This window comes from Vibrio lamellibrachiae, assembly GCF_050337265.1.
GTDB classification, from domain to species: domain Bacteria; phylum Pseudomonadota; class Gammaproteobacteria; order Enterobacterales; family Vibrionaceae; genus Vibrio; species Vibrio kyushuensis.
This window is the reverse complement of sequence record NZ_JAKJSU010000005.1, coordinates 582264-604221: the sequence shown is the minus strand read 5'-3', so window position 1 is coordinate 604221 and position 21958 is coordinate 582264. Positions and strand designations below refer to the sequence as shown.

Genomic DNA, 21958 nt, shown 5'->3' with positions numbered 1-21958 from the left:
TTGGGAAGCTGGAAGGTAAAAGACTCGATAATCATCGCAGCGTCACAGTAAACACAGAAAATTGCAGTCCATTCACAAAAAAGTGAGTGTTTTCAGTGGTTAACTATATGAATGTCCGCTCATGTGTAAGCTTGTTCGTAGCTGGGTTTTTCGAATGCTATTTATCTTAATGTAGAGTGACTCATTGCTCTTTCAGGTAGCGTGCCCAATTGTGGGACAAGTTCTGGTACTCAAATTCACAGAACTCTTGTCTTTCCGATAAGTAGTCACTTTCTACTTCATCAAGCAGTTCTTTGTGGGCGTCTGGGTCACTTCCATACACAAGGCATAAAGTTGAAAAGTAACGTTGTAAATCAAAACTGTGCTCGTCAATGTATTCGCCAAAATCGTAAAAATCGGGCCTGTCATCAGATTCAAAAGCAAACATATCAGCAGCGCTTATCGCGGCATCAGCTCCATTGTCTATTTCGTTGATCAAAATGATCGTTGCAAAGTTATCTACCGCGTCTTCTTCTTTACCTAAGATGGGGATGTTTTGGTCAACAATGTAAGCATGGCCGACTTCGTGCAAAAGGGTATGTAATAAAGTATCAATAGCACCCAGTTGTGGGCTCTTATCAAAACGTTCTTGATATTTATTATTGGTGAAATAGTGCAGAGATTGCTGATAGAACGAATAAGGGATATGAACCTTGTGCTGCTCTGGATCATACATTGGGCCTTCGTTACCGCCGTATTGAATGGTTAGTGTATTGCTGAAGGGAAACCGTTTGTTGGCCAATTCTGAAACTAATGAGTCTATGCCACTCTCTTTAATCACGTTGAGAATATCAGCCTCTTGCTCATTAGCTGGGGTGAGGTAATTGATTGTGATTGACTCTTTGGCGTGTGCTAACGGAGTAAGTAATGCCATTACAGCGAATACAAGAGCTAGGATGTAATTGTGCATAGTTCTCTATCCTTGAGATTGGGTTTCATCGTTTCAGTTTAGGTGAGTTGAAGTAAATAGTGACTTTAAACCAATAAAATAACGCTCTATGGGATTAGGGTGAGACTGTGATATACTCCGCGCCCAAAGTTCATCCAAGAGTCATGAGTCATGAGTTCAAAAAAAGAAGTACAACAGTTAAACCACCGCCTAGATAAATGTAAATTTAAGTTAGATGCGGCAAAATCTCGTGGCGATCAAGCAATGATCTCAAAGTTTACGGATGAAATTGAAAAGATTAATAAAAAGATTGCCCAGCTAAAACACAAGCAAGATTACGATATCAATAAAGAACGTAAAGATCTTTCTGATATGCCGTTTTCACGTGAAATTACCAAAGCTGAACAAGCTGATATGGGCAAATTAAAGAAATCGGTTAAAGGTCTAGTGGTTGTACACCCGATGACTAAAATTGGTAAAGCACTACGTGTTGATGCAATGACTGGTTTCGCACCAAAGAAATTCTAATTTCTTAGGTAGCCTAGACGCTATCTTGATAGAAATGAATATTGAAACGCCTAAACATTCACATAATGTTTAGGCGTTTTTTATTGGCTTGAATCTGACTTACTAAAATAGTTGGATGAGTGGTTAACGACTAAAAACCCATTAACTGCAGCAAGTGTTCTGCTGTCTTAATGGCTTCTTTACGGTTAGCAATGTTGAGCTTTTGATACAGGTTTCGGATGTGGGTTTTAATTGTTGTTCCGGCAACATCAAGCTCCTGTGCTATTTGTTCATTGCTAAAGCCTGAATAGATCAAACCGAGTACTTGCCATTCACGCTGCGTTAGGGGGCTGGTTCTTACCAACTCTGGAATGTTCGGGTGATTAACCAGCTTTTCAACAAACTCTTCATCAAAGTGAACAGAACGACTACGCTGCGTGGTTGAGATATCTTTAGTCAGTTGTTGAGCGCGATGGCGTTCTAAATCGCCAAGCTCAGACTTGTTACTTAGCTTTTCAAGTAAATGACCTATCTTTCCACCGTCAACGAGGAAATTGCCGAGAATACCTGTTTGATTGGTGAGTTCAAGCGCTTGCTTGAGTTTTTCCTTCGCTTCCTCTTCATTGCCTAGGCTCACCGAAAGTACCGCGTCAACAATCAAATTACGATTGGTATCGGTCAAAAGCTGAGCTTTATTCGCTTCCTTTTGAATGAACGCGAGTGTCTCTTGTGCTTTGTTATGTTCGCCAATATTAATGTAAGCGCGAGTAATATTTCGCCACTGAAGTTGAGTGAAGTGATTACATGCTTCATCGGGTCTAACTGCAGTATCGAGCCACTGTCGTATTGAGTCCAAATCGCCACGAGCTTGCCAAAATAAGATTAAGGATAGAGAGGCATTTGCTGTCCAATCGACGTGGTAAGTTGATTGTTTAAGAAGGTGGTCAATTTGATCAATGAATTTGGCTGCTTTATCAAGCTCGCCGCGACCGATGGCTATACGAGCCAACATCGAGTAGCTATGTAAGTGCTTACTTGAATCATGGTTTCCTAGCACATCTAAACTTTTATAAGCACACTCTTCAGCTTCATCTAAACGGTTCCAGCACCAAAAGACTTGGGCACGTAAGCGAAGTAAAAACTCATGCATAGGTACTTGTTGAAGTTGATGTTCTTCAATCAATTTAAAAGCGTTGTCTTGAACCTCAAATGCGGCTTGAACGTAACCCTGAGCAATAAGAATTTCACTTTGTTGCAGCATTGCCCATAAGGCCTGATGATAAACTTGATACTGGCGTGCAAGTTTTTCAGTTTGCTGCATCATAGGCAGTGCGCGGCTTAAATGACCAAGTACGTGATTGACTTCCCCGACGACCGACGTTGCCACAATTCGGCTACGGTAGACGGTGTGATCCAGCTGACTGAGTGCTAACTCTGCAAGCTCTAATGCTTTTTCTGGTTCATTTTGGTTAATTGCCACTTGTGCTCGTAGAGCATTAAATTCACCTTGCTCTTTAGATGAAAGCTTCACCTTATGCAGCTTCATCTGCTCGTCGGCTTTTGCTAATAAGTCGCCAACATCGTTATACCTGTGCTGACTTTGTGCAAGCCATGCTTCAAGCATGCAAAGTTTAGGTTCACTGTATAATTGTGTTGGTTCTAATGTTTTGATCGCTTTTTCAAGAGCTTGTAGCTCTCCACTGTTGAACATTTTCCAGCCGTAACTGGCCAATATAGAGGCCACCAGTTCGCTATCTTTTGCCTGTTGTGCATGCTGCAGGGCTTGATGAGGTGACTTTTGATTTAACCAAGCTTGCGCCGCTGTTTTATGCAGTTGTCGTTCTTGTTGTGGAATGCGAGCCATACGTTCATGAGCAAGGAATTCAGCAAAAAGGTTATGGAATCGATACCAGTTTTGTTCATCTTCTAGTGGATAGATGAATAGTCCGTATCGATTTAGCGATTCGATCATGCTCAATGCGTCATCGCGTTCGGTAAGCGCACTCACAAGCTCGTCATTGAAGTGATCCAGTACCGAACATTGCAGCAAAAACTGACGTGTTTCTTGATCGAGTAGATCAAAGACTTCTTCGACCAAATAATCCCATAAATGGGCGTGATTAAATTGCGAAACAGACTCGGCTGATTGAGCCAATGTGCGCTTTTGATGTTGAGCTTGTAAGGCGATTAACTGCAATGCAGAAGGCCAGCCTTCAACATAAGTCTGAAGGTTCTTCGCTGTGTCATTATCAATGCCATCGGCAACGCGTTGATTGAAAAATCGAGTTGTCTCTTCTGTATCGAAGGCAAGCAGATCGTTGCCGATTTCAATCATCAGATCACGCACACGTAAATTGGCAGTTCCTAAAGGTGGTGCAGCGCGGCTGGTGACGACAAGGGTAAGGTTGTCTGGCATATGCTTAAGGAAGAAGCGCATTGCCTCATGAATGTCGTCATCTGAAATGAGGTGATAATCATCCAGTACAAGAAAACACTCTTGGTGAAAGTTGGAGAGCTCAGCAAAGACTTCACTAAATAACGAGTGCAGCGACGAGAATTGACGCTTCTCAGCCAATGTTTGAGCATTTGGACAGGCGTTATCTGTCCCTTTATTCAATGCTTGAAGCAGATAGTTAATAAAGCGAAATGGGTCATTGTCGCTTTCATCGATGCTATACCAGCCCACATGAGATTTATCAGACAACCACTGAGAGGCCATCGTTGTTTTGCCATATCCGGCAGGAGAGCGAAAAAGCACAAGCTTATAACAAGGAGCCTGTTGCAGTAGATCTAGGACTCTAGGACGTACAATCGCATTATGAAGTCGACCAGGTCGAGTTAATTTCGATGGAATCCACATCTTTCTAATCCGTAATTATTATGATCAATTGATCGTTATTTGGGGATAGTACTGGAAGTTATGAAGCACTTTTGTTGATCCAAGGCCAATTTTTCCCTTCAGAGCCTCAAAAATGCACTCTACGCCTTAAAAGTGTGATAGGTATCACGCTAGTGCGGGATTTGTCGTGTCACTGAGTCCTCGCTTGTACTGATTTTTATGAAATTTTCAGAAAAATAGACATTACTATGCGATCTGTTTCTCATTTTGAGTGTTCAATCAATAGAGGGTAGATACTTTTTTAATGAATACAGAGTAGGGTAAATGCAAGGGTGATGTGAGGCGAATCACGACTGATTTATCGCTAGCATCGATTTGTGAGATTTAGATCACCGATAGGTATGAGGTACGCCCTCTACGCCCTAGTTACTCCTCCTCAGTCTCACCACGAGTAGGAGGATGTTTTGAATAGCGTGTGGATGCACGATATGTCTCAGATGGATTAAACCAATAAAGTGAGATTTCTATAATGAAACCTACTCAACAAAAGAATTTTAATAAGATCGCATTTCAAGAAAGCGTAAAAAAGCATTTATCAGCGACGTACGCAACGACGATCGAAAATGCAGACAGCCGTGCTTGGTACCTAGCGATGGGGCGAGCGCTTGCAGAATTAACAACTCTTGATCTGCTACAAACAGAGCAAGATAAGAAAATCAAATCAGCGAAAAGCGTTAACTACCTATCGCTAGAGTTTTTGATTGGTCGACTAACAGGCAACAACTTAATCAGCATGGGTCTATACGAAGAGATCACTCATGCAATGGAAGAGCTTGGCCAAAACTTAACAGACTTACTAGAAGAAGAGCGTGACCCATCATTAGGTAATGGTGGTTTGGGTCGTCTTGCTGCCTGTTTCATGGATTCATGTGCGGCACAAGAATACCCAACAGTAGGCTATGGCCTTCACTACGAATACGGTTTGTTCAAGCAATCATTTGAGAAAGGTCATCAGCAAGAAGCGCCTGATGCTTGGCGTGGTGTAGAAGGCTACCCATGGGAAGTTGCTCGTCCAGAACTTGCACAAGAAATTGGTTTCTATGGTCATGTTGAAACATACCAAGATCAAGGCAAAGAGAAACGTCGTTGGGTTCCTGGTATGGCTGTAAAAGCAATGCCATGGGATCTGCCAATCGTTGGTTATGAAAGTGATACGGTTTATCCACTGCGTTTGTGGGAGTGCCAAGCAATTGCGCCTTTCTCACTAGCAAGCTTTAACAACGGTGATTACTTTGAAGCGCAACACGCATTAATTGATGCCGGTAACATCACCAAAGTTCTTTACCCAAATGATAACCATGAGAAGGGTAAGACACTGCGTCTGATGCAACAGTACTTCCACAGTGCAGCATCCATTCGTGACATCCTTCGTCGCCATGAAGCAGCGGGTCACACACTGGCATCTTTACCAAAATACGAAACAGTTCAACTAAACGATACCCACCCAGCTATCGCTATCCCTGAGCTAATGCGTATTTTGATTGATGAGAAAGGCTTGAGCTGGAATGAAGCTTGGACAATCAGCTCTAAAACCTTTGCATACACAAACCACACGCTCCTTCCTGAAGCACTAGAGACGTGGAGTGAGTCTTTGATTCAACGTCTACTTCCTCGTCATATGGAAATCATCTACCACATCAACCACCTGTTCTTACAAGAAGTTCGTCAGATGTGGCCTGGTGATGTTGAGAAGCAGCAAAAGCTGTCTATCATCCAAGAAGGTTTCCACCGTATGGTTCGCATGGCCAACCTAAGCGTGGTCGGATCTTACGCTGTGAATGGTGTTGCAGCACTTCACTCAGACTTGGTAAAACGTGACCTTTTCCCTGAGTTCCACGAAATGTACCCAACGCGCCTACACAACGTGACTAATGGTGTGACACCACGTCGTTGGTTGAAGTTCTGTAACCCAGCATTATCTGCTTTGATTACTGACAAAATTGGTTCTGATTGGCCAGCTCACCTTGAGAAGCTAGAAGCTGTTGCTAAGTTTGCCGACGATGCGAAGTTCCAAAAATCGTTCATGGCTGTGAAGAAAGAGAATAAACAGCGTTTGGCTGATTGGGTTTCTGAAAACATGGACATTGAGCTTGATACGAATGCGATCTTCGACGTTCAAATCAAGCGTCTGCACGAGTACAAGCGTCAGCACCTAAACATGCTGCACATCTTGTCTCTGTATCACCGTCTACTAAATGATCCAGAGTTTGATATGGCGCCTCGCGTTGTATTCTTTGCAGCAAAAGCGGCTCCGGGTTACCACCTAGCGAAAGAGATCATCTACGCACTGAACAAGATTGCTGAGAAAGTGAACAACGACCCACGCATTGGTAACAAGCTTAAAGTTGTTTTCCTACCTGACTACCGTGTAAGTCTTGCTGAAATCATCATTCCAGCGGCCGACGTTTCTGAGCAAATCTCAACGGCAGGTAAAGAAGCATCAGGTACAGGTAATATGAAGATGGCACTTAACGGTGCATTGACTATCGGTACGATGGATGGAGCAAACGTTGAGATCCGTGAGGAAGTTGGCGACGAAAATATCTACATCTTTGGTTTAGATGTGGATGAAGTAGAAGCAACCAAAGCTCGCGGCTACAACCCGTTTGATTACTATAATTCAGACCCACTACTTAAAGCGTCACTAGACCTATTACTTAGTGATGAATTCACACCGGGTGAACCAGGTAAGCTTCGTGTGACTTATGACAGCCTACTTGATGGCGGTGACCCATACTTATGTCTAGCTGATTTTGCTTCGTATGTTAAAGCGCATGAAGATATGGATAAGCAGTATCGAGACCAAGCAGGTTGGGCGAAAAAAGCGATTCTAAATACAGCGTTAGTCGGTAAATTCAGTTCTGACCGAAGCATTAGAGACTACGTGAATAATATCTGGAAACTAGAAACAGTTAAGCGTTAATTTTCCAACAAATTAAGCCAAGGTTTTCCTATGTATAAAGTTTAGGGCCTTGGCTTACTCGGTTTAGACTTTAAACATTCCGAGTATCGGTTAGATAAATACCCTACACAAAGAAGGGATAAGTAAACCTTCGGAGAGAGCGATGACAAAACAAACTGCATTACAACAAGTCGCCGAAATGGCTCGACTCGCTGATAGTTACATCAGTGCTTGGGGTGAAGAAGCAAAAGTTGCCGATGAGACACTATTAAGCTTATTAAACTCACTTGGTTACGATACGCGCAATGATGCGGCGCTATTAAAATCGGCTGAAAAGAAACATAAAAAACAGGTCTTAGAGCCTGTTTTAGTCCTTCGGGATGGTGAGCCTGTTGAAGTAGAACTTAACTTAGGTGTGAGCGCGAGAGAAAGTGAATTTAGCTGGCGCTTAGAAACAGAGCAAGGTGACGTACTTGAAGGCTATCTTCAATCTCAAATTGTACGCGATGAGCGTAAAGAGGGTGGCCCTTTAGTATTTACCTTACCTAATGATCTTAAGTGGGGTTATCACAAACTTATCGTGACACGTAAGCGTCGCAAATCGCCGTATGAAATGTCATTGATTGTCACGCCTCAATCTTGTTTCAAGCAAGAAGCGATGAGCGAAGGCAAAAAAATGTGGGGGCCAAGTGTTCAGCTCTATACCCTACGTACGTCTCACAACTGGGGTATTGGTGATTTTGGTGACTTGAAACAACTCGTCGCAGATATCGCATCTCGCGGTGGTGACTTCGTTGGTTTGAACCCTATTCACTCGCTATTTCCTGCCAACCCAGAAGGGGCAAGCCCATACAGCCCATCTTCACGTCGTTGGTTAAATATTTTATACATTGATGTGAGCTCAGTCCCTGAGTTTGCATTAAGTGCAAAAGCACAACAGACCGTCGGAAGTGCTGAATTTCAGCAGCGTCTACAGAAAGTACGTGAATCTCACTGGGTTAATTACAGTGAAGTTGCCGATCTTAAAAACAGCGTTTTACCAATGTTATACGCTGAGTTTAAGTCTCGTCATTTAGATAAAAACAGTGAACGTGCACAAGCATTCCTTTCGTTTGTGGAATTAGGCGGAGAGAGTCTAGTGCATCAGGCGGCATTTGATGCATTGCACGCTGATCTTCATAGCGAAAATTCAGATATCTGGGGTTGGCCTGTTTTCCCAGAAGAGTATCGTCAGTTTGAAAATGCTTCGGTACAAAAATACATTACAGAGAACCAAGACAGTGTTCATCTTTACATGTATCTTCAATGGGTAGCGGATACTCAGATAAATGAAGCTCAATTGCTCGCTGAAGAAAAAGGCATGGCGGTAGGCTTGTACCGTGATCTTGCTGTTGGCGTTGCAGATTCTGGCTCTGAAACTTGGGCAGATAATGGCAGTTTAGTGCTTGATGCAAGTATTGGCGCGCCACCTGATGTATTAGGTCCACTGGGTCAAAACTGGGGTTTGCCACCGCTGAATCCGCAAGTACTACAAGAGACAGGGTATGACGCGTACATAAAACTGCTTCGCGCTAACATGAAGCATTGCGGCTCTTTACGTATTGACCATGTTTTAGGTCTATTGCGTTTGTGGTGGATTCCAAAAGGTGAAGACGCAACGAAAGGCGCGTATATCTATTATCCTGTTCAAGACATGCTCGCGATTCTGGCTCTAGAATCACATCGTCATCAGTGTAGCGTAATTGGTGAAGATCTAGGTACTGTGCCTGATGAGATTGTTGATATCTTGCGTGACGCGGGTGTTAATTCGTATAAAGTGTTCTTCTTCGAAACGTCAAAAGACGATGGCGGATTTATTTCTCCGGCGCATTATGCAGAGCAATCAATGTCGGCTCTATGTACTCACGACATGCCAACGTTACGTGGTTTCTGGCACTGTGACGACTTGAAAATGGGCCATGAAATTGGTCTGTATCCCGACACTGAACAGCTAGAAGGCCTGTATCAAGATCGCCTAACTTGTAAACAAGGCATTCTTGATTCTGTTGCGTGGCATGGTTATCTACCTGAAGGTATTGGCCGTGATGCATCTCAAGTCCCAATGGACTCATATTTAAGTGAAGCCCTTCAATTACACGTTGCTGCAGGCTCATCATCGCTACTGAGTGTTCAGTTGGAAGATTGGCTAGAAATGGATCAACCCGTTAACATTCCGGGTACAGTTAATGAATATCCTAACTGGCGTCGTAAGCTATCGATGAACATGGATGAGATCTTTGCTAAAGAAAGCGTCAATCGCATCACCAAACGTTTAACCGAAGTACGTTCAAAAGCGGAAAAATAGTAATAATCGAACATATATTGCCACTGTTAATACCAGTGGCATATAAAAGTATAAACTTGGTCACTCTAAAATAGACCGGAGTTCGGTAAACTAGATTGCTAATAAAAAAGCCTGCTGTATAGCGGGTTTTTTGTTAATAAACTGTAAGTTAAAAAAACAGGCTATAGAAAAATAATTATCGAAAGTTAGGTTAGGAGAACTTAAGTTGAAACAAACAGGGCTTAATAAAATTACGCAAGCATACACCCAACTTTCGCATGCTACATTTGCCGACCCATTCTCATTTATTGGGCCGTATTTGTCAGCAGAGCAAGGCGCACTGCGTGTATGGATGCCAGATGCAGATAGCGTAGAACTAGTGATTGAAGGCGAAGAGCGAATCGAGTTAGAGCGTGAAGACTCTTCAGGTTTTGTATTAAAACAGTCACGCGATCTTCGTTTTACTCACTATAAACTCGCGGTCAATTGGGCTGGTACTGAACAGCTTATCGACGATCCTTATCAATATCACACGCTGTACGCTGGTTACGATGAACTGCATAACCCAAAAGAAATGTATCACCAGATGGGTGCGCAGTTTGTTACTTTAGAGCGTGATGGAAAATCTATTTCAGGCACACGTTTCTTAGTGTACGCACCACATGCATCAGCGTGTAGCTTAGTGGGTAACTTCAACTCGTGGGATGGCCGCCGTCACCCAATGCAGCGATTAGATTACGGAATTTGGGGCATTTTTATCCCTGAATTAGAAGAAGGCGCTCAATATAAATTCGAGATGAAAGGTCCAAATGGGGAAGGCTTACCTCATAAGGCTGATCCATGGGGTTTTTATAGCGAACAGCACCCATCATTTTCTTCAGTGACCTATAACCATGACCGTTATGAGTGGCAAGACAGTAAATGGCAGGGTCGACCTGTCACTGAAAAGCGTCGTGACGCGCTCTCATTTTATGAGCTTCATGCCGGATCGTGGAAGCGTGATGAAGATGGTGAATTCCTAAATTATCGCGAGTTAGCTGCGCAGCTCATCCCATACCTTGTTGACTTGGGTTACACGCACGTAGAGTTGATGCCAGTATCCGAGCATCCATTCTATGGCTCTTGGGGTTATCAGCCAATTGGCCTGTTTGCGCCAACTAGCCGTTTTGGCAGTCCTGATGATTTCAAATATTTCGTCGATCAGTGTCACCAAGCTGGTTTAGGTGTTGTGTTGGATTGGGTTCCTGCACATTTCCCGTCAGATGACCATGGCTTAGCTAACTTTGATGGTACGCCACTGTTTCATGATCCCGATCCACGTCGTGGTTGGCACCAAGATTGGAGTTCATACATCTACGATTTAGGTCGTGAGCATGTACGTCGATTCCTAGTGTCTAACGCGCTGTATTGGTTTGAACAGTTCCATATTGATGGTATCCGTGTTGATGCAGTCGCTTCAATGCTCTATCTCGACTACTCTCGTAGCCATGATCAATGGGTTCCGAATGTCGATGGTGGTAATGAGAACTACGACGCCATTGCGACACTCAAATGGATGAACGAAGAGGTTTATAAACACTTCCCGAACGCGATGACGATTGCTGAAGAATCAACGGCATTCCCGGGTGTATCTGCACCGACCTTTATGGGCGGCTTAGGATTTGGCTTTAAATGGAATATGGGTTGGATGCATGACAGTCTTGCGTACATTCAAGAAGATCCAGTTCACCGTCAATACCATCACGATACCATCACGTTCCCATTGATATACGCCCATACTGAGAACTATGTGTTATCACTGTCTCATGATGAAGTGGTTTATGGTAAAGGTTCTATCCACGACAAAATGCCAGGAGATGAGTGGCAAAAAACCGCGAATCTTCGTGCTTACATGGGTTACATGTATGGTCAGCCGGGTAAGAAACTTAACTTTATGGGCGCTGAAATTGGCCAAACTGCTGAGTGGAATCACGATGATCAATTGCAGTGGTTCTTACTTGAATTTGAACGTCATAAAGGCGTACAAAACCTCACTCGTGATTTGAACCATCTGTACCGCAATGAAACCGCGATGCACGAATTGGATAGTGATCCTCGTGGTTTTGAATGGCGTCTGCAAGATGCATCAGATGTGAGCGTTCTTGCTCATGAACGTATCAGTGATAGTGGTGAACGTGTCTTGGTGATCAGTAACTTTACACCAGTGCCACAAGATGAGTTTACACTTGGTGTTCCTATCGAAGGTGAGTACGAGTTGCTGCTTAACACAGACAACACGCACTACAATGGCAGCGATTATCACGTGTATCAAACTGCGGCAACACAGTCTGTAGAGAGCCAAGGATTACCGCAATCTCTTTCTCTACGTATACCGCCACTTGCAACGGTTTTCTATAAACTAAAGTGATCGTATCGAATTGAAATTAAAACGATTTACACTGTGAATTGAAAGGTGATCAGCGTAAGTAGATAAGAAGCCGAAGGTTGAAACCCAGCCTTCGGTTTTTTTATGTATCTCTATATCAGATTACATTCAAAGCGTAATTTTTAGGTGTAATGTTGAAAACTCTCTGTTTTCAATTAATTTAAAATTATTTTGTTATTAAACCCTTCGTGCTCTATATAAATAATTTATTGGATAAACGGCTACGGCTATAAGTGTGTTCAAAAAGAGAACAGGGTAAATCATTTGAGCACTAATGGTGCATGACATTTCGCTGACAAAGTAACTATTGTCGAAGCAAATTTTTAATGATTTACTGCAGCTTCTTAAGTTATAGAGGTTAAAACAAATTAATGGACGACCCTTTTAGTCGACTGAACACTTCACCCCGCTTCCACCTTATGGAGGCATCTTTATGTTAGAACTATTTCTACTACCTGAAACCTGGGCAATATTTGCAACGTTGTTCGCGCTTGAAGTGATACTTGGCGTAGATAATGTCGTATTTATTTCAATTCTTTGTGAACGTCTACCACAACACCAACGTAAGTTAGCTCGAAATTTGGGTATTGGCTTGGCGGTAGTTGCTCGGATTGCATTAGTATTTTCGATTTCTTGGGTAATGTCCCTGACTCAGCCGCTGCTTAGCTTTGCAAGTATAGCCTTTACAGGCCGAGATCTCATTATGATACTAGGTGGTGCCTTTCTGTTAGGGAAAAGCTTGAAAGAGCTGTGGGGTTGGTTAAAGCATACGGAAATAGGTCATTCGACGCATGTAAGAACAGGTCTTGCGATAGTGCTATTACAGATTGTAGCGGTAGATGCTGTCTTTTCCATGGACTCAGTGATCACCGCTGTTGGATTAACTAACGATATTCCAATTATGGTGGCAGCAATAGTGTCATCAGCTATCGTAATGGTTTTGACCGCCGAAAAGATCAATTATTTGGTGACTAAGTTTCCAGGCTTTAAGACCTTGGCTCTATTGTTTTTAGTCTTGCTTGGCGGCTTGTTAATGGCAGAGGGTTTCGCCATTCATGTCAATAAAGGCTATATCTACTTTGCTATGATGTTTGGTTTGATCTTAGAGTTGTGTCATGTGCAACTTAAAAAAAAGCATCGAATCAATATTAATCGAATTCGTCCGTTAACCAGTGCTTAATACTTATTAAGCTAACTCTAAAGAGTAGAAGATGATATTTAAAAAACGCCCGATGCACGTCACCGGGCGTTTTTTTATGGTTAATATGTCATGGTCAAATAATTCATTCAGGAACTTAAACGACTCCGTTCGATTGTGTCGTGAAAGACCGTAGCCACTTTTTAAAAGACTGCCCCGCAGGGGAGTCATTATGAGAGTGAAGAAAGTAACCTGCCTTGGCATGAATAGGTGTAAATGGAGCAATTAATCGGCCACTTGATAGCTCATTTTGAATTAATGCTCGTCGAGCGAGTGCGATGCCCACCCCCGCTTCAGCAGCAGACATTGCCATGTCGGTTCGATTAAAGAAATGCCCTTTATCAGCTTGCAGATTGATGTTGTTCTCTTTTGCCCAGTAGCGCCATTCATGATGGCGTGTCGCACCAGACCACGGCTGAGCATCATGCAGTAAGGTCACTTTAGTCCAATCATTAAGTTGTCCTTCTTTTCCTTTTAACCAAGAATGCGAGTCCAAATAATCTGGGCTCATCACCGGAATCAGTTCCTCTTCCATTAATAATTCAGCTTGAGGGTCGCGGTAGGGGGTTGGGCCATAATCAATGGCTAGGTCAAAGTCTTGAGAAGTATGATCAACTAAAGCACCTTCTGCATAGATCTGAACCTGAATGTCGGGGAACAGACGATGAAAACCTTCCAACCTTGGTACTAACCACTTGAAAGCGAAAGAAGGGGTAAGTTTTAACCGTATTTCAGAGGTATTGGTTGCGTGAACTTGTAAGTTCGCTAAAGCAGTATCAATATCTTGGAAGCTTGAAGAAGCGACTCGATGCAGAAGCTGCCCCGCCTCTGTTAAGGTCACACCGCGTGAATGTCGAACAACCAATTGCACACCTATATTATTTTCGAGTTGAAGGAGTTGCTGACTGATGGCGCCCGTCGTTAAACACTTAGCTTTTGCCGCACCGGTTAAACTTCCGCGCTTGCCCACTTCAACAAATGTCATCAGCGCTGAAGCCATATTACTTTTTAGGTGATTCATTAACTGTCTTTAGATTTTCTATACACTGTTATTAATTCTTATCGATTGTTGCTGCTTTGTAAATCAAACAAACTAGGCTCAGCTAACAAATAGGAAAAAACAATGAAAGTGATCGTATTGGGTGGAGGAGTAATTGGGCTAACAAGTGCGTGGTACCTCTCTCTACAAGGGCATGACGTGACGGTCGTTGATAGACAGTCAGAGTGCGGAAAAGAAACGAGTTTTGCTAATGCGGGGCAAATTTCTTACGGATACTCATCCCCTTGGGCTGCCCCGGGCATTCCTTTGAAAGCGATACAATGGTTGATGCAAGAACATGCACCGTTGAAGATTAAACCGAGCCTTTCACCTTCAATGCTATCTTGGGCAAGTAAAATGCTCAGTAATTGTCGTTCATCTCACTACAGTACCAATAAATCAAGAATGCTTCGTTTGGCGAACCATAGCCAATCTTGCTTAACTGAGCTAAGAGCGAAAACAGGAATTGAATACCAAGGCCGCCAATTAGGAACGCTGCAAGTGTTTAGAAATCCTAAACAGCTTATTACGATAGAAAAAGACATGGCACTACTTAAGCAAAGTAACACGCAGTTTTCTCTGCTTGATACAGAAGGGTGCGTTGAGAAAGAACCGGCACTTAAGCGTGTGCAAGATAAAGTGGTTGGTGGGCTGCATTTACCCAATGACGAAACGGGTGATTGTTTTTTGTTTTGCCAGCAGCTCACTGAGCTTGCTAAACAATCTGGCGTAGATTTTCATTTCAATACTGATATTCATTCATTAACCACAAAAAACGGTTCAATAGAGTCGGTTGAGACAAGTACTGGGGCATTACGTGCCGACCATTATGTCGTCGCTTGCGGAAGTTATTCTGCTAAGTTACTTGCACCGCTGGGTATTAAATTACCAACTTATCCGGTGAAGGGGTACTCATTAACGTTGCCTATAAAATGCATTGAAAATGCGCCACTTTCTACAGTGATGGACGAAACGTATAAGGTCGCGGTTACTCGGTTTGAAGATCGCCTAAGAATCGCAGGAACTGCTGAGCTAACAGATTTTGATCTTTCGATTCCAGAAAGAAGAACGGCTACGATTAATCGTGTTGTGAATGAGCTATTTCCTGATGTAGGCGATTTCGAACAGGCTGAATACTGGACGGGCTTACGACCAATGACGCCAGATGGCACTCCAATTATAGGTGAAACACCGATTAAAAACTTGTTCACCAATACCGGTCACGGCACATTAGGTTGGACAATGGCGTGCGGTTCAGGGCAGTTGCTTGCCGATATTATTAGCCAAAAAAGCCCTAGTATTGAGCATCATGATCTGGGTATGCAGAGATACAGTCGATAGAATGCAAATAAACGTAATTGAGATGCTTAGCTTTCAGGCAAAAATAGTTTTAACGCAACCATAGCGGCAATTAAACCCACAGCAAGACCGGTAATAACGTCTCTCCAGTGATGCTTGAAAGCTTTAACTCGGCCTAAGCCAACTAATGATGCAAGGCCGTAAGAGAGCAATCCAATCAACCAACCATGCCACATCATGAGAGCGGTGGAAGCTGCGAAAGCATTAGCGGTGTGGTTTGAAGGGAAGCTGTCATTGCCACTTAAATCAGGGCGTTTGGCGTCAATAAGGAATTTACCGATAAGACCAATGCCTGTAGCGATTGAAACGATGATGCTGGCATTTTTAAACTGCTCCCAATCACCGAGAAAGGCAGGAAAGAGAATAGCTGTACTTACTAAGCCATAAACACCCACGTCACTCAACGCCTGCCAGTTCATCGTGCCTGCAAATTGGATACAGAAATAGATCCAAAGTAGCGCAAGCAAAAAAAGTGGATGTATTAGAGCGACTGAGAACATTCATCGACAACGTAGTAATGACAGAAAATTCATTATCTATAAAGCTTAAGTAAGGATCGAATTAAGTTTGTAACCAAACATGAGCAATAGCCATATAGCCATATAGTTAAGATCTAAGATGATTAACTGTTTGGCGTAATGACCGTTATTGCTTCATCTGATGAGGGTACTTCAAACCAGCTCCAAAAAAGGGTTAGCATTTCAGGTGTCATCTCGTAGGCTTGGTTGCCTCGGGTGTCATTACGAGCAAATGCGCGTTGCTGACAGACATCAAAATCGACATCAAGATAGATAAGTTCAAAATCGAGGTTATGACTTTCTGCCCACAGAGCCATATCGGTTCTATCTTGTTTCTTCCATAAGCCAAGATCAAAAATGACGGGCATACCTAATGAGATCATTTGCAATGCTGACTCTTTAAAAAGAGATTCGAGTGTATTTAGCCTTGCATTGAAGACATCACGTTCCATATGCTCGCCGTAAAGAGGGATCATCCACTCGTCAATACTGAATCGAAAGGCTGAGTACTTCTCGGAAAGTTGTTTCGCATAGGTGGTTTTACCTGAACCGATAAAACCACAAAGACAATAAAGTTTGGTCATGAAGTTCCTGTTTATGGATGCTATTTCAGCGGTATGCCGAAAAGTAGAACCGGCGTTAGTGCGCCGCTAATCCTCGACGGGTACACCTGATCTTTCTAATATTTCGGTATCAAATCCATCGATACTTTTCTGATTTTTCTTACGCCAATACGCCTCGATATCATTTTTATCGCGTTTATCAAACCAACGATTAAGATCGTCACGACCCTGTTGGAAATCGAAATAAGGGACTGACATACCACAAGAGGATTGCACCATATCGACATCAAGAATAAAGATCTGTCGAGTAGCATGACTTTTCGGGAATAAATCACAATATTTATCCCATTCAGCATCGGTTTGATGGATCATTCGTGCTTGGCCGTATGTACGTAGGATAATCGGTGACCCTTCAAAGGCGCAGAACATTATGGTCATTCTGGTGTCTTGTAATACGTGCGCTGCAGATTCGTTACCACTACCGGTTAGGTTCAACCATGCGATGGTGTTTGAGTCGATGACACGAAGAGAATCGCCACCCTTCGGAGATAGGTTTACTCTGCCAGTTGGTGCGGCAGTCGCCACGAAGTAAATTTTTTGCTCTGCGATGAACTCGATATGCTTGTTTGATAAGGCTGTAAATTGCTTACCCATGAACCTCTCCCTGTTCGATAAAATGGATATTAGTTAATCATTCTTACGCTTTGTCAGCAGAAGGGGAATGGTACTTACGGATGATTTCAACGACTTCAACCGTATAGGACTGGTACCATTTCTCTTGCCCTAGTTTCTGGGCTACTTGGTGTTTACTGTCTTGATGCCAGTTTTGAATATCTTGTTGTGAGTTCCAATAAGAGATGGCAATTTCTTGACCTTCTTCAGAGGCTGCGATGAAATCAACACAGTTGTATTTGCTGAATGCGAGCTCTCGCATCGTTGCTACGGTATCGAGATAATGCTGATCTTGTGTTAAGGGTTTAGCCTTAAAAATGACTGCGAACATTCTTTATTCCTCACTGTACAGGCTTCCCTGCTGCACACGTTTGTCTGTTACATACGTGTCTCTACTACATAGGTTGTAGAAAAAGATAGTAGCACAAGAAACAAGCAGCTCGCCCTCGTCTAACGCAGGGCGAGCATAACTGTGATCAGGATAAAGATTGCAACAGTTGCAATGCAATGAATAGCATGATGATTCCAATTAACGCGTCAATGACCTGCTGCACCTTAGGCTGGTTTAAAATGGGTGCCATTTTTGCGGCAATGGTTGAAAGGCTAAAGAACCAAAAGAACGAAGCAGCAACAATGCCTAGTGCGAAAGGAAGGCGATCAGGCTGTGCATAGCTTGCGCCGATAGAACCAAGCACAACAAAGGTATCGAGATAGACATGTGGATTAAGCAGTGTAACGGCAAGCGTGGCACTAATGACGACCTTTCGTGACATAAACGCCTGATTGGTTTTCATGGTATCGGTTTGCGATTGCCATGCTCGATACAATGACGTTAGACCATAAAACGTCAGGAATAGAACTCCTGCGTAGGTGATAATAGAGAGTGCTAAAGGGGAGGCGGCGAGAAGCTTACTGCCACCAAAAATCCCTCCAAAGACCAAGAATGCATCACAAGTGGCGCAGATCATCGCTACGATCAAATGATGTTGTTTTTTAATGCCTTGATTTAAGACAAAGGCGTTTTGTGCCCCAATTGGAATGATCATCGCAGCACCAATACCAAATCCCTGTAGCCATACCCAAGCGCTCATTCTCTATATCTCCATATCTTGACTCTATGTTTTTAGTAAGTCGTTGTTAGCTTCATTTTTTACAGAGTATGAGATAGGTGAGAATAAGTAACGCTAATTAAATTAATGGTTCATAAGCAGCTCTAATGAGGTCATCTACTAGCAGCAATCAAGATCGTGTGCGTTTCAAGCGGCTACAGCATTGCGGCCCATATTTTTAGCTCGATATAGAGCTTTGTCAGCCCGGGATAAAAATTGCTCCCACTCTTCATTTTCGTCAAGTTCCGCCACTCCAAAGCTTGATGTAATGGATAAACCGTACTTCTCATAATTAACCGTAGAAGTAATACTCTTTCTGAGCTCATCGGCTACTTTTCTTGCTCGATCTAAACAGGCGTTCGGTAAAATAATGATTATTTCATCACCGCCAAATCGAAATGCTTTCGCTGAGGGGTCTATTGAATTTTTTATTAGTTGTGAAACCTCTGTTATGACCTTATCACCAACAAGGTGGCCCAATTTATCGTTGATTACTTTGAATCTGTCTATGTCAGTCATGATGACACTAATGGGCGCATTGTCTGACTGCGCCATAATTGACGTAACAACTTGATCCAGTGAGCGCCTATTATTAAGTTTGGTAAGAGGGTCGGTAAAAGAGAGCTCTTTGATAGCAAGTAAAAGTCGTGCATTGATCAACCACAGCATAGAAAATGTCATTGAAACGATCAGAAACAGACATAAGAGAAACGGCAGTTGGTTGATAAGTGGACCTTCCATAAATGAACTTGATTCGCTGCTGTTCAATATGACGGTAACTCGAAATATCATAAAGATGCCAACAACGATAAAGCTTGAAGCCATCATTCTTAATGCTAACGGAAGATCGTCGTGCTTTCCTTTTAGAATAACGGTTGCAGTGCTCAATGTAACAATAGCGAGAAATATGCTCATCGAAAGGATGCGAGCATTAATAGAGGGGTCTTGGTAGGTGAAGTAGATAAAACTAAATGTTAAAAACAGAATCGATACAGCGGATAAGTGTCCATATCTCAAAGGAGCTTGTCGGAATTGGCACAAGCTGTAGAGAGCTAGCTGAAAGCCTACGGCGATTACCAAGTTACCAAGAATGATACTAGCCCATCCGGGTACAACGCCTCTTAAGCTAATGAGAAATGGACCAACACCCAAAATGAAGATGGATATGGCAAACATATTGAGCCCTTTGATTCGGCTCTGAGAGTATTGGTACAACAATAAACCGATCGAAAAAATGACTGAGAATAAGATAACGATTGAATTGAGTGTTCTAATATCGAGAGAGAAGTATTCCATACAAGCCTAATATTCATTTATGAATGAAACTGTTACGGTTAAACATGTATTAAGAAATAGAAATTAACAATCTAATGTATGAAATACGGTATATTTCATCGACAATCTTGATGCATATCTCGAATGTATAAATAGGCAGTTTATATCCTCAAGACTAAATCCTTGTAGCCATATCCAAGTGCTTACCTTCTATGTCTCTATATCTTGGATCTATGTTTAGAGCCAGTCGTTGCTCTCTTCAGTTTTTACAGCTTATGAGATAACCTAGAATTAATTACTCTAATTAGATTAATGACCGATAAGGAAATCTAATGTCATGATGGATTACAAAGCCGTGGCCGCACTCGATGCAGTGATTTCATTAGGCAGTTTTGATTTAGCCGCCCAAAAGCTATTCATCACTCAATCCGCAATATCCCAACGAATCAAGCAGCTAGAGCAGTCGATGGCTCAGCCTCTACTGGTTCGGTCGGTCCCGCCGAAACCAACTGCCGCAGGACAGAAGCTACTTGGGTTGTATAAACAGGTGAAACTGTTAGAGCAAGAGTGGTGGCCGGATAAGCAGTTGGAGGTGACGGAACTCGCATTGGCGAGCAATCACGACAGTCTGGCGTTGTGGCTTTTGCCTGCCTTGAAATCGGTGTTAAGCAACCATGAAGTGGCGTTAAATATTATCTTGGGTGACGAGAAGAACACCTTGGATAAGTTAAGAAGTGGTGAGGTGTTGGCGGCGATAAGCGCAAATGCCATACCGCTTACAGGGTGCAGTAGCGATTATCTTGGTCAGCTTAATTATCGTTGTGTGGCTAGCCCAGAATTTGTAAAAAGGTATTTTCCTAATGGTGTTACTCGAGATGCACTGCTAGCAGCTCCTGCGGTCATATTTGACCAATATGATGAAATGCATCACGCCTTTTTAGAGCAACACTTTGGTTTGAAAGAGGGTGAATGGCGATACCATACTCTGCGATCACCAGAAGCGTTTATTACAATGACAGAACTCGATATCGGTTATGGCATGGTGCCCGACTTAATGATTGAAGACCGATTAGAAACAGGCAGTTTGGTTGATTTATTACCTGGGCATGGGTTTGCACGTGACCTCTATTGGCATCGCTGGGCTTTGGAGCAGGGGATTTTGGCCGAAGTGACGCAGGCGGTGCTCAGTATGACTCGTACATTTCCTCAACATCAAAAGCCAAATGGTGTCTATTAATTTAGGGCAGTATGGGATTGATAAATTGAGGAATAATTAGGGCGCAATAAAGAGTATGCGCCCTAATATGGATTTAAGCGTTCGAGCTATGAGAGCGGTCGATTAACGCGAGATTGAAATGTCATTGGCCGTAAGTTGAGCGGTTATTGCCATCGCATAAATAGCGCCTATGGACGCTCACCTTGGCCAATACGGCGTTCAATATCTGAAATGACATTGGGTAAATCGTTAATCGTATCAATCAGGTAGTGCGGTGAAGATTTGCTATATTTGTCAGCAGCCTTTTGACGAGCTTGTTCTAGGGTTGCTTCGTCTGCATTCTGAAATTCTTCTAGCGTTAACCCCGCCTCGTTACCGGAAAGCAGTAGACCCACTGTCCACATGCCTGCATTGTGCCCTTCGAAAATGCCCGGTGATGAGTCATCTACCTTCACACACGCTTTAACATCCGTTGCTTCTAACTCTATTAGGTTTTGCAGCGCCATATAAGGAGCAGGACGCCCGCCTTGAGGAAGATCGCCCGTTGCAACAACGGCATCTGGCTTATAGCCATATTCGGCAGCTGCGGGGATTAGAATATCCATGACTTCACGTGGGTAACCAGAGCATGAGCCTATTTTGATCCCTTGCTCTTTCAAACCTTCAACCACTTTAACGGCATTCAGGATAGGCATTGCATGGTCTGCTACTTTGGCTTTTTGCAGGGGCATGAAGGCGGCGTAAATTTTATCGACATCGCTGTTATTCATCGGTTGACCAAACTGAGCAGTCCAGCGTTCATTAACGCTCTCTAGAAGCCCCAGCTGTTGAATATGTTCCCATTTGCCTAAGCCCATAGGAACACGTGCTTCTTCTAGTGAAATATCGAAATCAAAACCTTGACGAAAAGCTTCGACAAAAATCGTTGTTGGTGCAAATGAGCCAAAATCGACAATGGTTCCTGCCCAGTCAAAAATAACCGCTTGTATTGGTGATGTGTTAGTCATAGTTATACCTATAAAATA

At 43.0% G+C, this 21958-nt stretch carries 17 protein-coding genes; 7 read left to right on the top strand and 10 right to left on the bottom strand.

Going from position 1 to position 21958, the window contains the following annotated elements:
* Window positions 1-181: 181 nt before the first annotated feature.
* Window positions 182-949, bottom strand: a complete 768-nt coding sequence (locus tag L4C54_RS08270; protein WP_428807794.1) for a DUF4344 domain-containing metallopeptidase — start codon at window positions 947-949, stop codon at window positions 182-184.
* Between the two features lie 150 nt (window positions 950-1099).
* Here L4C54_RS08270 and L4C54_RS08265 point away from each other — a divergent pair, with 150 nt between their 5' ends.
* Complete coding sequence (locus L4C54_RS08265) at window positions 1100-1456, top strand: YibL family ribosome-associated protein (protein ID WP_428799679.1); 357 nt, start codon at window positions 1100-1102, stop codon at window positions 1454-1456.
* Between the two features lie 130 nt (window positions 1457-1586).
* On the opposite strand, the gene malT is transcribed toward L4C54_RS08265, so the two are convergent.
* Window positions 1587-4295, bottom strand: a complete 2709-nt coding sequence (gene malT, locus L4C54_RS08260; RefSeq protein WP_428807793.1) for an HTH-type transcriptional regulator MalT — start codon at window positions 4293-4295, stop codon at window positions 1587-1589.
* Between the two features lie 508 nt (window positions 4296-4803).
* On the opposite strand from malT, the gene L4C54_RS08255 reads away from it, so the two are divergent.
* The 4 genes from L4C54_RS08255 to L4C54_RS08240 all read left to right on the top strand — a co-directional run bounded on the left by L4C54_RS08255 (window position 4804) and on the right by L4C54_RS08240 (window position 13164).
* On the top strand, window positions 4804-7257 hold the full coding sequence (locus tag L4C54_RS08255) for a glycogen/starch/alpha-glucan phosphorylase (RefSeq protein WP_428799681.1): 2454 nt from the start codon (window positions 4804-4806) through the stop codon (window positions 7255-7257).
* Between the two features lie 142 nt (window positions 7258-7399).
* Entirely contained in the window at window positions 7400-9580 is a 2181-nt protein-coding gene (malQ, locus tag L4C54_RS08250; protein WP_428807792.1) for a 4-alpha-glucanotransferase, read from the top strand.
* 205 nt (window positions 9581-9785) lie between these two features.
* Complete coding sequence (glgB, locus tag L4C54_RS08245) at window positions 9786-11966, top strand: 1,4-alpha-glucan branching protein GlgB (protein WP_428807791.1); 2181 nt, start codon at window positions 9786-9788, stop codon at window positions 11964-11966.
* A gap of 451 nt (window positions 11967-12417) precedes the next feature.
* Complete coding sequence (locus L4C54_RS08240; RefSeq protein ID WP_428807790.1) at window positions 12418-13164, top strand: TerC family protein; 747 nt, start codon at window positions 12418-12420, stop codon at window positions 13162-13164.
* 115 nt (window positions 13165-13279) lie between these two features.
* Here L4C54_RS08240 and L4C54_RS08235 read toward each other — a convergent pair whose 3' ends face one another.
* Entirely contained in the window at window positions 13280-14203 is a 924-nt protein-coding gene (locus L4C54_RS08235) for a LysR substrate-binding domain-containing protein (RefSeq protein ID WP_428807789.1), read from the bottom strand.
* A gap of 102 nt (window positions 14204-14305) precedes the next feature.
* On the opposite strand from L4C54_RS08235, the gene L4C54_RS08230 reads away from it, so the two are divergent.
* On the top strand, window positions 14306-15562 hold the full coding sequence (locus L4C54_RS08230) for a D-amino acid dehydrogenase (RefSeq protein WP_428807788.1): 1257 nt from the start codon (window positions 14306-14308) through the stop codon (window positions 15560-15562).
* Between the two features lie 26 nt (window positions 15563-15588).
* Here the strand turns inward: L4C54_RS08230 and L4C54_RS08225 are convergent, their stop codons facing one another.
* From L4C54_RS08225 to L4C54_RS08200, 6 genes are all read right to left on the bottom strand, one after another.
* Window positions 15589-16080: a phosphatase PAP2 family protein gene (locus L4C54_RS08225; RefSeq protein ID WP_428807787.1), complete on the bottom strand. Its 492-nt coding sequence runs from the start codon at window positions 16078-16080 to the stop codon at window positions 15589-15591.
* Between the two features lie 122 nt (window positions 16081-16202).
* Window positions 16203-16682, bottom strand: a complete 480-nt coding sequence (locus L4C54_RS08220; protein WP_428807786.1) for a P-loop nucleotide/nucleoside kinase family protein — start codon at window positions 16680-16682, stop codon at window positions 16203-16205.
* A gap of 66 nt (window positions 16683-16748) precedes the next feature.
* Complete coding sequence (locus L4C54_RS08215; protein WP_428807785.1) at window positions 16749-17315, bottom strand: pyridoxamine 5'-phosphate oxidase family protein; 567 nt, start codon at window positions 17313-17315, stop codon at window positions 16749-16751.
* A 43-nt stretch (window positions 17316-17358) separates the two neighbouring features.
* Window positions 17359-17664 carry an antibiotic biosynthesis monooxygenase family protein gene (locus L4C54_RS08210; RefSeq protein ID WP_428807784.1) on the bottom strand — a complete coding sequence of 102 codons (306 nt, stop codon included), beginning with the start codon at window positions 17662-17664 and terminating at the stop codon, window positions 17359-17361.
* Between the two features lie 145 nt (window positions 17665-17809).
* Window positions 17810-18424, bottom strand: coding sequence for a LysE/ArgO family amino acid transporter (locus tag L4C54_RS08205; protein WP_428807783.1), 615 nt, complete (start codon window positions 18422-18424; stop codon window positions 17810-17812).
* Between the two features lie 165 nt (window positions 18425-18589).
* Entirely contained in the window at window positions 18590-19738 is a 1149-nt protein-coding gene (locus L4C54_RS08200) for a GGDEF domain-containing protein (protein WP_428807782.1), read from the bottom strand.
* Between the two features lie 316 nt (window positions 19739-20054).
* Here L4C54_RS08200 and L4C54_RS08195 point away from each other — a divergent pair, with 316 nt between their 5' ends.
* Entirely contained in the window at window positions 20055-20954 is a 900-nt protein-coding gene (locus tag L4C54_RS08195) for a LysR family transcriptional regulator ArgP (RefSeq protein ID WP_428807781.1), read from the top strand.
* A 167-nt stretch (window positions 20955-21121) separates the two neighbouring features.
* Here L4C54_RS08195 and phnX read toward each other — a convergent pair whose 3' ends face one another.
* The gene (phnX, locus tag L4C54_RS08190) at window positions 21122-21940 is read right to left on the bottom strand and encodes a phosphonoacetaldehyde hydrolase (RefSeq protein ID WP_428807780.1); all 819 of its coding nucleotides are present in this window, start codon (window positions 21938-21940) and stop codon (window positions 21122-21124) included.
* Window positions 21941-21958: the final 18 nt, after the last annotated feature.

Excerpts from the sequence above, each read along its gene's own strand:
- L4C54_RS08270 (WP_428807794.1), bottom strand. The coding sequence starts at position 949 with ATGCACAATTACATCCTAGCTCTTGTATTCGCTGTAATGGCATTACTT.
- L4C54_RS08265 (WP_428799679.1), top strand. The coding sequence starts at position 1,100 with ATGAGTTCAAAAAAAGAAGTACAACAGTTAAACCACCGCCTAGATAAA.
- malT (WP_428807793.1), bottom strand. The coding sequence starts at position 4,295 with ATGTGGATTCCATCGAAATTAACTCGACCTGGTCGACTTCATAATGCG.
- L4C54_RS08255 (WP_428799681.1), top strand. The coding sequence starts at position 4,804 with ATGAAACCTACTCAACAAAAGAATTTTAATAAGATCGCATTTCAAGAA.
- malQ (WP_428807792.1), top strand. The coding sequence starts at position 7,400 with ATGACAAAACAAACTGCATTACAACAAGTCGCCGAAATGGCTCGACTC.
- L4C54_RS08240 (WP_428807790.1), top strand. The coding sequence starts at position 12,418 with ATGTTAGAACTATTTCTACTACCTGAAACCTGGGCAATATTTGCAACG.
- L4C54_RS08235 (WP_428807789.1), bottom strand. The coding sequence starts at position 14,203 with ATGAATCACCTAAAAAGTAATATGGCTTCAGCGCTGATGACATTTGTT.
- L4C54_RS08230 (WP_428807788.1), top strand. The coding sequence starts at position 14,306 with ATGAAAGTGATCGTATTGGGTGGAGGAGTAATTGGGCTAACAAGTGCG.
- L4C54_RS08225 (WP_428807787.1), bottom strand. The coding sequence starts at position 16,080 with ATGTTCTCAGTCGCTCTAATACATCCACTTTTTTTGCTTGCGCTACTT.
- L4C54_RS08220 (WP_428807786.1), bottom strand. The coding sequence starts at position 16,682 with ATGACCAAACTTTATTGTCTTTGTGGTTTTATCGGTTCAGGTAAAACC.
- L4C54_RS08215 (WP_428807785.1), bottom strand. The coding sequence starts at position 17,315 with ATGGGTAAGCAATTTACAGCCTTATCAAACAAGCATATCGAGTTCATC.
- L4C54_RS08210 (WP_428807784.1), bottom strand. The coding sequence starts at position 17,664 with ATGTTCGCAGTCATTTTTAAGGCTAAACCCTTAACACAAGATCAGCAT.
- L4C54_RS08205 (WP_428807783.1), bottom strand. The coding sequence starts at position 18,424 with ATGAGCGCTTGGGTATGGCTACAGGGATTTGGTATTGGTGCTGCGATG.
- L4C54_RS08200 (WP_428807782.1), bottom strand. The coding sequence starts at position 19,738 with ATGGAATACTTCTCTCTCGATATTAGAACACTCAATTCAATCGTTATC.
- L4C54_RS08195 (WP_428807781.1), top strand. The coding sequence starts at position 20,055 with ATGATGGATTACAAAGCCGTGGCCGCACTCGATGCAGTGATTTCATTA.
- phnX (WP_428807780.1), bottom strand. The coding sequence starts at position 21,940 with ATGACTAACACATCACCAATACAAGCGGTTATTTTTGACTGGGCAGGA.